Here is a 13,999-nt window from a genome sequence, read left to right as displayed (position 1 = left end):
TTCCGACGGGGTGCGCGGAGTTTTCCACAGGGCTGCCGCGGTGTCGGTCGGCGAGGCTACCGTCGGTGACATGACGTTCCAGCCTGCAGTGCTCGAAGGGGTACTAGAGCGCATCACCTACGCCAATGAGGACAACGGGTACACCGTGGCGCGGGTCGACACCGGCCGCGGCGCCGGCGAACTGCTCACGGTCGTGGGTGCGTTGCTCGGTGCGCAGGCGGGGGAGTCGCTGCGTATGGAGGGCCGCTGGGGTTCCCACCCCCAGTACGGACGCCAGTTCCATGTGGACAACTACGTCACGGTGCTCCCGGCCACCGTCCAGGGCATCCGGCGCTATCTGGGCTCGGGTCTGGTCAAGGGCGTCGGGCCGCGCATCGCGGACCGGATCGTCAGCCACTTCGGCGTCGACACGCTGGAGGTCATCGAGGCCGACGCGCGCAGGCTCATCGAAGTGCCGGGCCTCGGCCCCAAGCGCACCGGACTGATCGCCGCGGCCTGGGAGGAGCAGAAGGCGATCAAGGAGGTGATGGTCTTCCTCCAGGGCGTGGGCGTCTCCACCTCCATCGCGGTGCGCATCTACAAGCAGTACGGCGACGCGTCCATCTCCGTGGTGCGCGGCAACCCCTACCGGCTGGCGGCCGACGTGTGGGGCATCGGCTTCCTGACCGCCGACCGCATCGCCCAGGCGGTCGGCATTCCGCACGACAGTCCCGAACGGGTCAAGGCGGGCCTGCGGCACGCCCTTTCGCAGTCCTCCGATCAAGGCCACTGCTATCTGCCCGAGGAGCGGCTCATCGCCGAGGCGGTCAAGCTCCTCCAGGTGGACACGGGGCTGGTCATCGACTGCCTCGGCGAGCTCGCGGGGGACGAGGAGGGCGGGGTCGTGCGCGAACCGGTGCCCGACCCGGAGCAGCCGGGGCGCAGCCTGACGGCCGTCTACCTCGTCCCCTTCCAGCGCGCCGAGGTCGCCCTGGCGGCGCAGCTCAAACGGCTGGCCCGCACTCCCGAGGACCGGCTGCCGTGGTTCCAGGACGTCGACTGGGACGCGGCGCTGGGGTGGCTGGCGCGGCGCACGGGCGCCCGGCTGGCACCGGAGCAGGAGGAGGCGGTGCGGCTCGCGCTCACCAGCCGGGTCGCGGTGCTGACCGGGGGGCCGGGGTGCGGCAAGTCCTTCACGGTGCGTTCGGTGGTCGAGCTGGCCCGCGCCAAGGAGGCCCGGGTGGTGCTCGCCGCGCCCACCGGCCGGGCCGCCAAGCGGCTGGCCGAGCTGACCGGGGCGGAGGCGTCCACGGTCCACCGGCTGCTGGAGCTGAAGCCCGGCGGGGACGCGGCCTACGACCGGGACCGCCCGCTGGAGGCCGACCTGGTGGTGGTCGACGAGGCGTCCATGCTCGATCTGCTGCTCGCCAACAAACTGGTCAAGGCCGTCCCGCCCGGTGCGCATCTGCTGCTCGTCGGGGATGTGGACCAGCTCCCCTCGGTGGGCGCCGGCGAGGTGCTGCGCGACCTGCTGGCCGAGGGCGGCCCGGTCCCGGCGGTGCGGCTGCGCCGGATCTTCCGCCAGGCCCAGCAGTCCGGTGTGGTGACCAACGCGCACCGCATCAACTCCGGCGCCCCTCCGCTCACCCGGGGCCTGTCGGATTTCTTCTTCTTCGTGGAGGAGGACACCGAGGCCGCCGGGCTGCTGACGGTGGACGTGGCGGCCCGGCGCCTCCCGGCGAAGTTCGGGCTGGACCCGCGCCGCGACGTACAGGTGCTCGCCCCCATGCACCGCGGCCCGGCCGGCGCCGGGGCGCTGAACGGACTGCTCCAGCAGGCCGTCACCCCGGCCCGGCCCGACCTCCCGGAGAAGCGGTTCGGCGGCCGGGTCTTCCGGGTGGGCGACAAGGTCACCCAGATCCGGAACAACTACGAGAAGGGTGCGAACGGCGTCTTCAACGGCACCGTCGGGGTGGTCACCGCGCTGCACCCGGACGACCACCGGCTCACCGTGCTGACGGACGAGGACGAGGAGGTCGGATACGACTTCGACGAACTGGACGAGCTGTCCCATGCCTACGCGATGACCATCCACCGCTCGCAGGGCAGCGAGTACCCGGCGGTAGTGATCCCGGTCACCACGGGTGCCTGGATGATGCTCCAGCGGAATCTGCTCTATACGGCCGTGACGAGAGCCAAGCGGCTGGTGGTGCTGGTGGGGTCCCGCAGAGCCCTCGGACAGGCCGTCCGCACCGCCTCTGCGGGGCGCCGCTGCACGGCGCTCGACCACCGGCTCCGCGCCTCTGTGCCGGCCCCGGGAGGCGGGATGGGCGCCGGGGGGTGACCATGACGGCCAAGAGGGTGCACCATGTCCAGATGGACGGCACTCCGTGCCACCATGGAGCCCTCTGGCTGACCCCCAGTGCACCGCACGGCGCTGGATAAGGGAGAGTGGAAAGAGTCAGGGCACCTCGAAGAAGAGGCACTACGTCGGTGAGGGATGACGTGAGCGAACACCGCGACAGCGAGAACTCCGTAGTACTCCGCTACGGGGACGGCGAGTACAGCTACCCGGTCGTCGACAGCACGGTGGGCGACCGTGGCTTCGACATCGGCAAGCTGCGCGCCCAGACCGGTCTGGTGACCCTGGACTCGGGATACGGCAACACCGCCGCCTACAAATCCGGCATCACCTTCCTCGACGGTGAGCAGGGCATCCTGCGCTACCGCGGCTATCCGATCGAGCAGCTCGCCGAGCGCGGCACCTTCCTGGAGACGGCGTACCTGCTCATCAACGGTGAGCTGCCCACCGTCGACGAGCTGAGCGCGTTCAAGAACGAGATCACGCAGCACACCCTGCTGCACGAGGACGTCAAGCGGTTCTACGACGGCTTCCCGCGCGACGCGCACCCGATGGCGATGCTCTCCTCCGTGGTCAGCGCGCTGTCGACCTTCTACCAGGACAGCCACAACCCCTTCGACGAGGAGCAGCGGCACCTCTCGACCATAAGGCTGCTGGCCAAGCTGCCCACGATCGCCGCCTACGCCTACAAGAAGGCGATCGGCCACCCGGTCGTCTACCCGAGCAACGACCTCGGCTACGTGGAGAACTTCCTGCGGATGACCTTCTCGGTCCCGGCGCAGGAGTACGCGCTGGACCCGGTCGTGGTCAACGCCCTGGACAAGCTGCTGATCCTGCACGCGGACCACGAGCAGAACTGCTCGACCTCCACCGTGCGCCTGGTCGGCTCCTCGCAGGCGAACATGTTCGCCTCGGTCTCGGCCGGTATCAACGCCCTCTGGGGCCCGCTGCACGGTGGGGCCAACCAGAGCGTGCTGGAGATGCTCCAGGGCATCCAGGCATCGGGCGGCGACGTCGACACCTTCATCCGCAAGGTGAAGAACAAGGAAGACGGCGTCAAGCTCATGGGCTTCGGCCACCGCGTCTACAAGAACTTCGACCCCCGGGCGAAGATCATCAAGTCGGCTGCCCACGATGTGCTCTCGGCGCTGGGCAAGAGCGACGAGCTGCTGGACATCGCGCTCCGCCTGGAGGAGCACGCGCTCTCCGACGACTACTTCGTCGAGCGCAAGCTCTACCCGAACGTGGACTTCTACACCGGCCTGATCTACCGCGCCATGGGCTTCCCGACCAGCATGTTCACGGTGCTGTTCGCGCTCGGCCGGCTGCCGGGCTGGATCGCCCAGTGGCACGAGATGATCAAGGAGCCGAACTCGCGGATCGGCCGCCCGCGGCAGATCTACACCGGCATCGTCCAGCGCGACTACGTTCCGGTCGAGGCGCGCTGAGCCGCGGAGGCGTACACATCCGGCTCCTGATACCGGCACAAACGGAAGGCCCCCATCCGAACGGATGGGGGCCTTCCGTTTGTGCGGATTGACGAAGAGACGTAGGTCACAGAAATTAGGGGGTAACCATAAGCGGGGCTCGTAGGTCTAACCGGGTGGCGTCGGCCTCCCGGCGGAGCCTTCGCCGCTGCTTCACATCTGTCTTGGGGGACGGATGCGGAGTGAAGAAACGGTGAACGTGCGCGGGGAGCTTGAGCGGCCCTCCCGCAGCACGGACACCCAGAGGCGCCCGGCCAGGATCCCGTGGGGGGAATCCATGACCGGGAATCGGAAGCGCCTCGTCGACGGGCCCGTGGGGGGACCTGGTCGGCGAGGCGCTTTCTGCCGTCCGGCTGCCGTACTGCGCGGGGCCCGGTGCGGGTCGATACTGGAAGAGGTCGATGCCCGCGAGCCGGACCGGCCGCCGTCAGGCCCGGCCCACCAGCTCGTACCCGGCCTCGTCGACGGCGTCGCGCACGGCGGTGTCGTCCAGTTCGCCGGAGGAGGTGACGGCGACCTCTCCGGAGGCGGCCACGGCCTTCACTGCCGAGACGCCCTCGATCCGGGAGATCTCCTCGGAGACCGCGCCCTCGCAGTGGCCGCAGGTCATTCCGGAAACCTTGTAGGTGGTCGTGACGCTGCTCATGACCCGCTCCTCAACTCTCGGTACGCATTTCTCCGCGGGAGCCCCTGCGGGAATCCCCGCACGGCCTCGCGGTGCGGACGGCACCGGAGGGCCCGGCCCTCCAAGCGGTGTCCGCGGAACAGACGATATACCCCCGCAGGGTATCCGCCAAGCGCGCTCCCGAAGCCGCTCCGGCCCTGCGGCGGCCCCGTGGTCCTGCGCCCCGGGGTCCCGCACCGGTCCTCGCATCGGCTCTCCGAGCAGCCGCCTGCTCCGTCCGGCGGGGGCGCGCTCGCAGACGGGGCGCCCGGCGGAAGGCAGGTGGTCGGCGTGGACGGCGCGCTGCTGATGACGCTCACGGTGGTGGGTCTGACGACCCTGCCGCCCCTGGTGCCCAACTCGGCACTGATCGCGGCGGCCGGCGCGCTGGCGGCGGCGGGCCGGATCCCGCTGCCGCTGGTGCTGCTGACCGTGGCGGGGAGCGCCCTGGTCGGGGACGCGCTGATGTACGGACTCGGGCGGCGCACCGGAGCGCGGCTCCGTCGCCGGCTGTCCCACGGCCGCCGCCGGGTCGCGCTGGAGTGGACCCAAGAGCGCGTCGGCCGGTACGGGGTGCCGTTCGTGATCGCCCTCCGTTTCCTGCCCAGCGGCCGGGTCGTCGGCGGCCTGGCCACCGGAGCGGTGGGCTACCCGGTGCGCCGCTTCCTGCTCGGCTCCGGCCTGGCCGAAGCGCTCTGGGCGGTCTACTCGGTCGGGGTCGGCTACTGGGGTGGGCAGGCGCTCGCCGGGACGCTGTCCGGTGCGCTGATCGGAATCGGCGCCTCGGCGGTGCTGGCCGGGGCCGCAGGGGTGGTGCAGCGGCTGCTGCGGCGGCGCGCGCCGTCCCGGCCGGTGCCGCACCGGTCCGCACTCCCGCCGGGCCCGCCCCGGCCCCGGCGGCTCTCCCGGGCCGGTGTGCTGTCGCCGCTTTGGCGGTCCGGTGGGCTGCCGGCGCTGTTCCGGTCCGGTGGGCTGCCGCTGCGCTCCTGGCCCGGTGCGCTGTCGCCGCCATCCCGGCTCGGCCCGCAGCCGTTGTCATCGCCGCACCGTTCCAGACCGCAGCCGCAGCCGCAGCCGCAGCCGCAGCCGCAGCCGCAGCCGCAGCCGCAGCCGCCCCCGCTGGCGCGGCCGCGCCCCCAGTCGCAGGCACCGTCGCACCCGTGCCGGGCGGTTCCGCCTCCGCTGTCGCCCCGGTTCGGCTCCCGCGGCGGGGTCCGGACGTCGGCCGGGGCGGCACCTGTGGTGCCGCCCCGGGGTGATGGTGCTCCGGTCGGTGCTCCGGGCGCTGCGCCCGGTGTCGCGGCCGGGGTCGCCTCAGTGGCCGCCGCGGTGTCCCGGCCTGCGGGTCACCCAGTCGCGGATGGTGTCCGCGTACCAGTACGGCTTGCCTCCCTCCACGAGGTCGGGTGGCGGTAGCAGGCCGTGTTTCCGGTAGGAGCGCACGGTGTCCGGTCGCACGCTGATGTGCGCGGCGATCTCCTTGTACGACCAGAGGGTTCGGTCGGCCATCTCTCGCACCTCCCAGGGTGACTGGTGATCACTCAGCCTGTGCCTGGTGAACGACGGAGAGTGACCCTGGGCCGGGTGCTGTGCGGCGCTGTGACACCGAACCCGTGAAACGGTGACATTGGTGACGCGGCTGTCGTCCGCCGCTATGCCCCGCAACTGCGCAGGAACCGGCGGGTGCGTTCGGCGATGGGGAAGGGCTGGTCCGGCGGGCACGGGTACATGTCCTGCTCGACGATGGCGAACAGGTCCACGCCCAGGCGCTGGGCCGCGGCCAGGACGGGCTCCAGTTCCGGCACACCCCCGGGGGGTTCGCACATCACCCCGCGGCGCACCGCGGGGCCGAAGGGGGTCTCCTCGCGGACGACGTCGGCGAGGATCTCCGGGTCCACCTGCTTGAGGTGCAGGTAGTCGATCCGCTCGCCGTAGCGTTCGATCAACTCGACGCTGTCGCCGCCGCAGTAGGCGTAGTGCCCGGTGTCCAGGCAGAGGTTGACCAGTTCGGAGTCGGTGGCGTCCAGGAAGCGGACGACATGCTCCTCGGTGTCGATGTGGGTGTCCGCGTGCGGATGCACGGCGATGCGCAGCCCGTACTTCTCGCCCACCTCCCGCGCCAGCCGCTCGGTGCCCTCGGCCAGGTGGCGCCACTGCCCGGCGGTCAGTTCGGCCGGCTCGATCAGTTCGGCGGTCCGGTCGTCGCGCCAGAAGGACGGGATGACCACGAGGTGGCCGGCTCCCATGGCGCGGGTGAGTTCGGCGACCTGGGAGACGTGGGCCCAGGTCTCGTCCCAGACGTCCGGTCCCCGGTGCAGGGAGGTGAAGACCGTGCCGGCGGAGACCTCCAGGTCGCGCGCGGCGACCTCGTCGGCCAGCCGGGCCGGATCGGTCGGGAGGTAGCCGTAGGGGCCCAGTTCGATCCAGCGGTAGCCCGCCTGCGCCACCTCGTCCAGGAAGCGCTGCCAGGGCACCTGCTGAGGGTCGTCGGGAAACCACACGCCCCAGGAGTCGGGCGCCGAGCCGACCCGGATGCGGTCGAGGGAGGGGGAGGAGGGGGCGGAAGTGCCAGTCATGGCCCAGAGCCAATCCGGTCCGGAGCAGCCGGGTCAAGAGTTTGTCAGGACAACGCTTCATCCTGCCGAAGTCGTCCGGCCGTCGGCGAGCTTCGGTGCGGACCTTCCGGCTTCGGTGTGAACCCTTTCGTGCGCCTCGACGTCAATATGTAAGGACAAATTATTGACACTGGTCGGCACCGCGACGGACGATGAGCCGGGTACCTGCGCACACCGCGGGCCACCACCCGACCGGCGAGGGAAGAGAGGCACCGGAGAGATGACCGAGCCGCAGCCGCGCGCGCCGCACGATCCGGGCATGCCGCACGAGGTACTGACCATGGGCCGCATCGGCGTGGACCTCTACCCCCTCCAGACCGGCGTCCCGCTCCAGCACGTGGAGAGCTTCGGCAAGTTCCTCGGCGGCTCCGCGACCAACGTGGCCGTCGCCGCGGCGCGGCTGGGCCGCTCCGCCGCGCTCATCACCCGCACCGGAGACGACCCGTTCGGCGTCTACTGCCACGAGGCGCTGCGCGGCTTCGGCGTGGACGACCGCTGGGTGACGCCCGTGGCGCAGTACCCCACCCCGGTGACGTTCTGCGAGATCTTCCCGCCGGACGACTTCCCGCTCTACTTCTACCGCCTGCCCAAGGCGCCCGACCTGGAGATCCGCACCGGGGAACTCGACCTGGCGGGTGTCACCGGCGCCGCCGTCTTCTGGGTGACCGGCACCGGGCTGTGCGCCGAGCCCAGCCGGGCCGCCACCCTCGCCGCGCTCGCGGCGCGGGCGCCCGGCCGCGACGACGCGGTCGCCACCGTCCTCGACCTGGACTGGCGGCCGATGTTCTGGGGCGCGGGCGCGGCCGGTCCGCTCACCGGGGAGGAGGCGGCCGAACAGGCGCGGCCCCACTACCGGCAGGCCCTCGCGCACGCCACCGTCGCCGTCGGCAACCTCGCCGAGTGCGAGGTCGCCACCGGAGTCCGCGAGCCGCACGCCTGTGCCGAGGCGCTGCTCGCAGCCGGAGTCGAACTGGCCGTCGTCAAACAGGGCCCGAAGGGGGTGCTGGCCGTGCACGCGGACGGCACCGCCGTCGAGGTGCCCCCGCACCCGGTGGAGGTCGTCAACGGCCTCGGCGCGGGCGACGCGTTCGGCGGCGCGCTGTGCCACGGGCTGCTCGCCGGCTGGGACCCGGAGTACACGATGCGGTACGCCAACGCCGCCGGCGCCCTCGTCGCCTCCCGCCTGGCCTGCTCCTCCGCCATGCCCGCCGCGGCCGAGGTCGAGGAGCTGCTGCGCGCCTGACGGCCGCCGGGCCGCCGCGCCCCCGTGCCTTCCCGGGCGGCACGGGCGCACCCGCCCCGGCGCGGCGGCCCCCCCGCCCCGGCGGTACGGCGGCCCCCCCGCCTCAACGCGGCGGCACCCCGCCCCGGCGGTACGGCGGCATCCCGGGCCCGCGCCCGTCCCGCACACCCGACGCCCGAAAGAGAGTCACCCTTGACCCCCAGCAGTGTCAGCATCTCCGAGCTGGCGGCCCTGCGGTCCCGGCATCCGGAGGCCATCGCCGAGGCGGCGGCGCGCCGCAGGCGCCGGCCGCTGGTGCGGGACGGCGCCCGGCTGATGATCGTCGCCGCGGACCACCCGGCCCGCGGCGCGCTGGGCGTCGGCGGTGACGAGCTGGCCATGGCCGACCGCGCCGACCTGCTGGAGCGCCTCGTCCTGGCGCTCTCCCGGCCCGGGGTCGACGGGGTGCTGGCCTCCGCGGACATCCTGGAGGACCTGCTGCTGCTGGGCGCCCTGGAGGAGAAGGTGGTGCTCGGCTCGATGAACCGCGGCGGACTGGCGGGCGCCTCCTTCGAGCTGGACGACCGCTTCACCGGGCACCGCGCCGAGGACCTGGCCCGGGCCCGCTTCGACGGCGGCAAGCTGCTGCTGCGGATCGACCTCCAGGACCCGGGCTCGCTGCGCACCCTGCACTCCGCGGCCCGCGCCGTCGACGACATGGCGGCGCACCGGCTGCCGGTCTTCGTGGAGCCGTTCCTGAGCACCCGCAGCGGCGGCCGGGTGGTCAACGACCTCCGCGGCCCCGCCGTCGCCCGCTCGGTCGCCATCGCCTCCGGGCTGGGCGGCACCTCCGCCTACACCTGGCTCAAGCTGCCGGTCACCGACGACCCGGAGGACATGGCGCGGGTGTGCGGGGCCTCCACGCTGCCCGTCGTGCTGCTCGGCGGAGAGGTGCACGGCGACCAGGAGGGCGCCTACGAGAAGTGGCGCAAGGCCCTCGGCCTGCCGACCGTGCGCGGGCTGGTCGTCGGGCGCTCCCTGCTCTACCCGGCCGGCGGCGACGTCGGCTCGGCCGTGGACACCGCCGTCGGACTGCTCTGAAAGGGGCTGCAGGAGATGACAGACACCAGCTCGGGTTTCCATCTGCGGGCGGGCAGCGCCGCCTCGGGCCCGTACGCGCTCGCCGTCAGCCCGGAGAGTGCCGGGTGGGGCCACTCGTCGCTGCGGGTGCTGGAGCTGGCCCCGGGCGCCGGGCACTCGTTCACGACCGGGCCGAGCGAGTGGATCGTGCTGCCGCTCAGCGGCGGCTGCACCGTGCGGGCCGACGGGCACACCCTGGAACTGCGCGGACGGGAGAGCGTCTTCGCCGCCGTCAGCGACTTCGCCTACGTACCCCGCGACGCCGAGGTGGAGGTCAGCAGCGCGGCGGGCGGCCGGTTCGCGCTCACCGGGGCGCGCTGCGAGCGGCGGCTGCCGGTGCGCTACGGCGCCGCCGAGGACGTGCCCGTGGAGCTGCGCGGCAGCGGCACCTGCTCGCGGCAGGTGAACAACTTCGCCGCAGCGGGCGTGTTCGAGGCCGACCGGCTCATCGCCGTCGAAGTCCTCACCCCGGGCGGCAACTGGTCCTCCTACCCGCCGCACAAGCACGACGAGGAGCGGGCCGGAGCGGAGAGCGCACTGGAGGAGATCTACTACTACGAGATCGCCCCGCACGGCTCCACCGAGGGTCTGGGCTACCAGCGGGTGACCCCCAGCGGCCACGGCCGGGGCACCGACGTGCTGGCCGAGGTGCGCGGCGGGGACGCGGTGCTCATCCCGGACGGCTGGCACGGGCCCTCGATGGCGGCGCCGGGTCACGACATGTACTACCTGAACGTGATGGCGGGCCCGGGGGTGGATCGCGCGTGGCTTATCTGCGACCATCCAGATCACGCGTGGATTCGTGGCGCCTGGAGCGAAACGCCTATGGATCCAAGGCTTCCGCTGTATGAAGCGAAGGATTCCGCAGAATCGCGCGGTGCTGCGCAGAACGAGGAGGGCGAGCGATGACGACCGTCAGGCTGACCGTCGCACAGGCCCTCGTGCGCTTCCTCGCCGTCCAGCACACCGAACGTGACGGGCAGCGGCACCGGCTGATCGACGCCTGCTGGGGCATCTTCGGACACGGCAACGTCGCCGGGCTCGGCCAGGCGCTCGTGGAGAGCGGGCAGGGCCGGCCCTCGGAAGAAGCGCCGCTCCCCTTCCACCAGGGCCGCAACGAACAGGCGATGGTGCACGCCGCCGTCGGCTTCGCCCGCCAGCGCAACCGGCTCTCGGCGCAGGCCGTCACCACCTCCATCGGCCCCGGGGCCACCAACCTGACCACCGGCGCCGCGCTGGCCACCGTCAACCGGCTGCCCGTCCTGCTGCTGCCCGGCGACGTCTTCGCCGGCCGCGCCCCCGATCCGGTCCTCCAGCAGTTGGAGGTGCCGTACGCGGGCGACGTCTCGGTCAACGACGTGCTGCGCCCCGTCTCCCGCTACTTCGACCGGGTGCTGCGCCCCGAGGCGCTGATCCCGGCCGCGCTCCAGGCCATGCGGGTGCTCACCGACTCCGCCGAGACCGGCGCCGTGACCCTCGCGCTGCCGCAGGACGTGCAGACCGAGGCGTACGACTGGCCCGAGGAGTTCTTCGCCGAGCGCGTCTGGCGGGTGCCGCGCCCGGTCCCCGAACCCGAGGCGCTCGCCGCGGCGGCCGAGGCCGTCCGCGCTGCCCGGCGGCCGCTGCTGATCGCGGGCGGCGGCGTCCACCACAGCGAGGCCGAGGACGCGCTGCGGGCCTTCGCCGACGTGACCGGCATCCCGGTGGCCGCCACCCAGGCGGGCAAGGGCTCGCTGCTCCCTCGGCCTTCGGCCGGGAGGTCTCCCCACGACCACCCCTGCGAGGTGGGCGGCGTCGGCCACACCGGCACCGCCGTCGCCGACGAACTGGCCCGCACCGCCGACCTGGTGATCGGGGTCGGCACCCGGTACACCGACTTCACCACCGCCTCCCACACCCTCTTCCCGTCCACCGCGCGCTTCCTCAACCTCAACATCACGGCCTTCGACGGGCACAAGCTCGGCGCGACCGCCGTCGTCGCCGACGCGCGCGCCGCGCTGGAGGCGCTGACCGGCGCACTGCGCGGGCACCGGGTCTCGCCCGACTACGAGGCCGAGTACGGGCGCGGCAGGCAGGCGTGGGAGCGCACCGTCACCGAGGCGTTCGCGCCGCATCCGCCGGGCGCGTCGGCCCGGCCCTCGCAGACCCAGGTGCTCGGCGCCCTGGACTCCGTCGTCGGGGACGAGGACGTCGTCATCAACGCCGCCGGATCGATGCCCGGGGATCTGCACAAGCTGTGGCGGGCCCGCTCCCCGCGCCAGTACCACGTCGAGTACGGCTTCTCCTGCATGGGCTACGAGATCCCCGCGGCGATCGGCGTCCGGCTGGCGGCACCGGACCGCCCGGTGTGGGCGCTGGTGGGCGACGGCACGTATCTGATGCTGCCCACCGAGATCGTCACCGCGGTCCAGGAGGGCATCGACATCAACGTCGTCCTGGTGCAGAACCACGGCTACGCCTCCATCGGCGGCCTGTCCGAGCAGACCGGCGGCGAACGCTTCGGCACCGCCTACCGGTTCCGGGACGAGGACGGCGGCTACACCGGCGCGCCGCTCCCCGTGGACCTGGCCGCCAACGCCGCCTCGCTCGGCATGGTGGTGCACCGGGCCGCCACCTGCGACCAGCTCCGCGAGGCGCTGGCCGCGGCGCGCGCCTCCGACCGGCCCACCTGCGTCCACGTCGAGACCGACCCCGACCCGGCCGTCCCCGCCCCCGGGCCGCAGGCGTGGTGGGACGTCGCCGTCGCCGAGACCTCGCAGCGTCCGGCCGCGCGCCGGGCCCGCGCGGAGTACGAACGGCAACGCGCCGACCGGAGGCGGTATCTGTGACCGCGCGTCGGCACCGGTGGCCGCGCCGCGGCACCCGCGCCCCTGCTCCCTCACCCGCACCACGAAAGGTCCCGTCCCCATGAAGACCCTCGGCCACTGGATCGGCAACAAGCCGGTGGAGTCCGCCTCCGGCACCGTCGGCCCCGTCTACGACCCCGCCACGGGCGCGCAGCCCACCCAGGTCGCGCTCGCCTCCGTCCAGGAGGTGGACGCGGCGGTCGCCGCCGCGGCCGCGGCCTGCCCCGAGTGGTCCCAGTCCTCGCTGGCCCGGCGCACCGCCTTCCTGTTCAAGTACCGCGAGCTGCTGGACGCACGGCGCGACGAGATCGCCGCGCTGATCACGGCCGAGCACGGCAAGGTGCACTCCGACGCGCTGGGCGAGGTCGCCCGCGGCATGGAGATCCTGGAGCTGGCCTGCGGCATCCCGGAGAAGCTCAAGGGCGAGCTGTCCACCCAGGTCTCCACCCGGGTGGACGTCTCCTCCATCCGGCAGCCGGTCGGCGTGGTCGCGGGCATCACCCCGTTCAACTTCCCCGCGATGGTGCCGATGTGGATGTTCCCGCTGGCCATCGCCTGCGGGAACACCTTCGTCCTCAAGCCCAGCGAGAAGGACCCCTCGGCCGCCTACCGGCTCGCCGAACTCGCCGCCGAGGCGGGACTGCCGGACGGTGTCCTCAACGTCGTCAACGGCGACAGGACGGCCGTCGACCGGCTGCTGTCCCACCCGGACGTGGCAGCGGTCTCCTTCGTCGGCTCCACCCCCATCGCCCGGCACATCCAGGCCGAGGCCACCGCCCACGGCAAGCGGGTGCAGGCCCTCGGCGGCGCCAAGAACCACATGATGGTGCTGCCCGACGCCGACCTCGACCACGCGGCGGACAACGCCATCAACGCCGCCTACGGCTCGGCGGGGGAGCGGTGCATGGCCGTCTCCGTCGTCGTCGCCGTCGGAGGCACCGGCGACGAACTGGTCGCCAAGATCGCCGAGCGGGCCGCGGCGCTGCGCATCGGCCCCGGCGACGACCCGGCCAGCGAGATGGGCCCGCTCATCACCCGCGAGCACCGCGACAAGGTCGCCTCCTACGTCGCGGGCGCCGCCGACCAGGGCGCGAAGGTCGTCGTGGACGGCACCGGCTTCCGGGTCGAGGACCACCCGGAGGGCTTCTTCCTCGGCGTCTCGCTGCTGGACGACGTCCGGCCCGGCATGGCCGCCTACGACGACGAGATCTTCGGCCCGGTGCTGTGCGTGGTGCGCGCCGAGACCTACGACGAGGGCATCGCGCTGATCAACGCCAGCAAGTGGGGCAACGGCGCCGCCGTCTTCACCCGGGACGGCGGCGCGGCCCGCCGTTTCCAACTGGAGGTGGAGGCCGGAATGGTGGGCGTCAACGTGCCCATCCCGGTGCCGGTCGGCTACCACTCCTTCGGCGGCTGGAAGCAGAGCCTCTTCGGCGACCTGCACATCTACGGCAACGACGGCGTGCAGTTCTACACCCGGGGCAAGGTCGTCACCACCCGCTGGCCCGACCCCGCCGACAGCGGCGGCATCAACCTCGGCTTCCCCAGCAACCACTGACGCCTCCCCGGGCGACCGCTGGGCCCTCGGGCGACCGCTGACGCCCCGGGAGTCCACACAGCCCGCACAGTCCACACCCCCGCCGCACCGGCGGGAGCCCGCGGACACCGGTCCGGCCGCCGCCCG

At 72.8% G+C, this 13,999-nt stretch carries 10 protein-coding genes; 8 read left to right on the top strand and 2 right to left on the bottom strand.

The window, feature by feature from the left end; translation table 11 throughout:
• Positions 1–70 precede the first annotated feature (70 nt).
• Entirely contained in the window at positions 71–2,323 is a 2,253-nt protein-coding gene (gene recD2, locus BMX65_RS18565) for an SF1B family DNA helicase RecD2 (RefSeq protein ID WP_075001578.1), read from the top strand.
• Between the two features lie 149 nt (positions 2,324–2,472).
• Complete coding sequence (locus BMX65_RS18560) at positions 2,473–3,789, top strand: citrate synthase (RefSeq protein WP_075001447.1); 1,317 nt, start codon at positions 2,473–2,475, stop codon at positions 3,787–3,789.
• 466 nt (positions 3,790–4,255) lie between these two features.
• On the opposite strand, the gene BMX65_RS18555 is transcribed toward BMX65_RS18560, so the two are convergent.
• Positions 4,256–4,528 carry a heavy-metal-associated domain-containing protein gene (locus BMX65_RS18555; RefSeq protein ID WP_075001577.1) on the bottom strand — a complete coding sequence of 91 codons (273 nt, stop codon included), beginning with the start codon at positions 4,526–4,528 and terminating at the stop codon, positions 4,256–4,258.
• Between the two features lie 255 nt (positions 4,529–4,783).
• On the opposite strand from BMX65_RS18555, the gene BMX65_RS33185 reads away from it, so the two are divergent.
• On the top strand, positions 4,784–5,908 hold the full coding sequence (locus tag BMX65_RS33185; protein WP_239501828.1) for a DedA family protein: 1,125 nt from the start codon (positions 4,784–4,786) through the stop codon (positions 5,906–5,908).
• Positions 5,909–6,144: 236 nt separating this feature from the next.
• Here BMX65_RS33185 and BMX65_RS18540 read toward each other — a convergent pair whose 3' ends face one another.
• Positions 6,145–7,068, bottom strand: coding sequence for a sugar phosphate isomerase/epimerase family protein (locus tag BMX65_RS18540; RefSeq protein ID WP_075001444.1), 924 nt, complete (start codon positions 7,066–7,068; stop codon positions 6,145–6,147).
• Positions 7,069–7,366: 298 nt separating this feature from the next.
• Here BMX65_RS18540 and iolC point away from each other — a divergent pair, with 298 nt between their 5' ends.
• From iolC to BMX65_RS18515, 5 genes are all read left to right on the top strand, one after another.
• Entirely contained in the window at positions 7,367–8,350 is a 984-nt protein-coding gene (iolC, locus tag BMX65_RS18535) for a 5-dehydro-2-deoxygluconokinase (protein ID WP_075001576.1), read from the top strand.
• Between the two features lie 192 nt (positions 8,351–8,542).
• Complete coding sequence (locus tag BMX65_RS18530) at positions 8,543–9,430, top strand: Cgl0159 family (beta/alpha)8-fold protein (RefSeq protein WP_075001443.1); 888 nt, start codon at positions 8,543–8,545, stop codon at positions 9,428–9,430.
• A 15-nt stretch (positions 9,431–9,445) separates the two neighbouring features.
• On the top strand, positions 9,446–10,378 hold the full coding sequence (gene iolB / locus BMX65_RS18525) for a 5-deoxy-glucuronate isomerase (protein WP_075001442.1): 933 nt from the start codon (positions 9,446–9,448) through the stop codon (positions 10,376–10,378).
• A complete protein-coding gene (gene iolD / locus BMX65_RS18520; protein ID WP_075001441.1) occupies positions 10,375–12,297 on the top strand; it encodes a 3D-(3,5/4)-trihydroxycyclohexane-1,2-dione acylhydrolase (decyclizing) in 1,923 nt (640 codons plus the stop codon). The genes iolB and iolD overlap by 4 nt, the downstream gene beginning before the upstream one ends.
• A gap of 79 nt (positions 12,298–12,376) precedes the next feature.
• Entirely contained in the window at positions 12,377–13,873 is a 1,497-nt protein-coding gene (locus BMX65_RS18515) for a CoA-acylating methylmalonate-semialdehyde dehydrogenase (RefSeq protein ID WP_075001440.1), read from the top strand.
• The last annotated feature ends 126 nt before the right edge of the window (positions 13,874–13,999 follow it).

The sequence above is a fragment of the Streptomyces qinglanensis genome (genome assembly GCF_900111245.1).
Lineage (GTDB): Bacteria > Actinomycetota > Actinomycetes > Streptomycetales > Streptomycetaceae > Streptomyces > Streptomyces qinglanensis.
This window is presented reverse-complemented; position numbering and strand designations above follow the sequence as displayed.

Excerpts from the sequence above, each read along its gene's own strand:
- recD2 (WP_075001578.1), top strand. The coding sequence starts at position 71 with ATGACGTTCCAGCCTGCAGTGCTCGAAGGGGTACTAGAGCGCATCACC.
- BMX65_RS18540 (WP_075001444.1), bottom strand. The coding sequence starts at position 7,068 with ATGACTGGCACTTCCGCCCCCTCCTCCCCCTCCCTCGACCGCATCCGG.
- iolC (WP_075001576.1), top strand. The coding sequence starts at position 7,367 with ATGCCGCACGAGGTACTGACCATGGGCCGCATCGGCGTGGACCTCTAC.
- iolB (WP_075001442.1), top strand. The coding sequence starts at position 9,446 with ATGACAGACACCAGCTCGGGTTTCCATCTGCGGGCGGGCAGCGCCGCC.
- iolD (WP_075001441.1), top strand. The coding sequence starts at position 10,375 with ATGACGACCGTCAGGCTGACCGTCGCACAGGCCCTCGTGCGCTTCCTC.
- BMX65_RS18515 (WP_075001440.1), top strand. The coding sequence starts at position 12,377 with ATGAAGACCCTCGGCCACTGGATCGGCAACAAGCCGGTGGAGTCCGCC.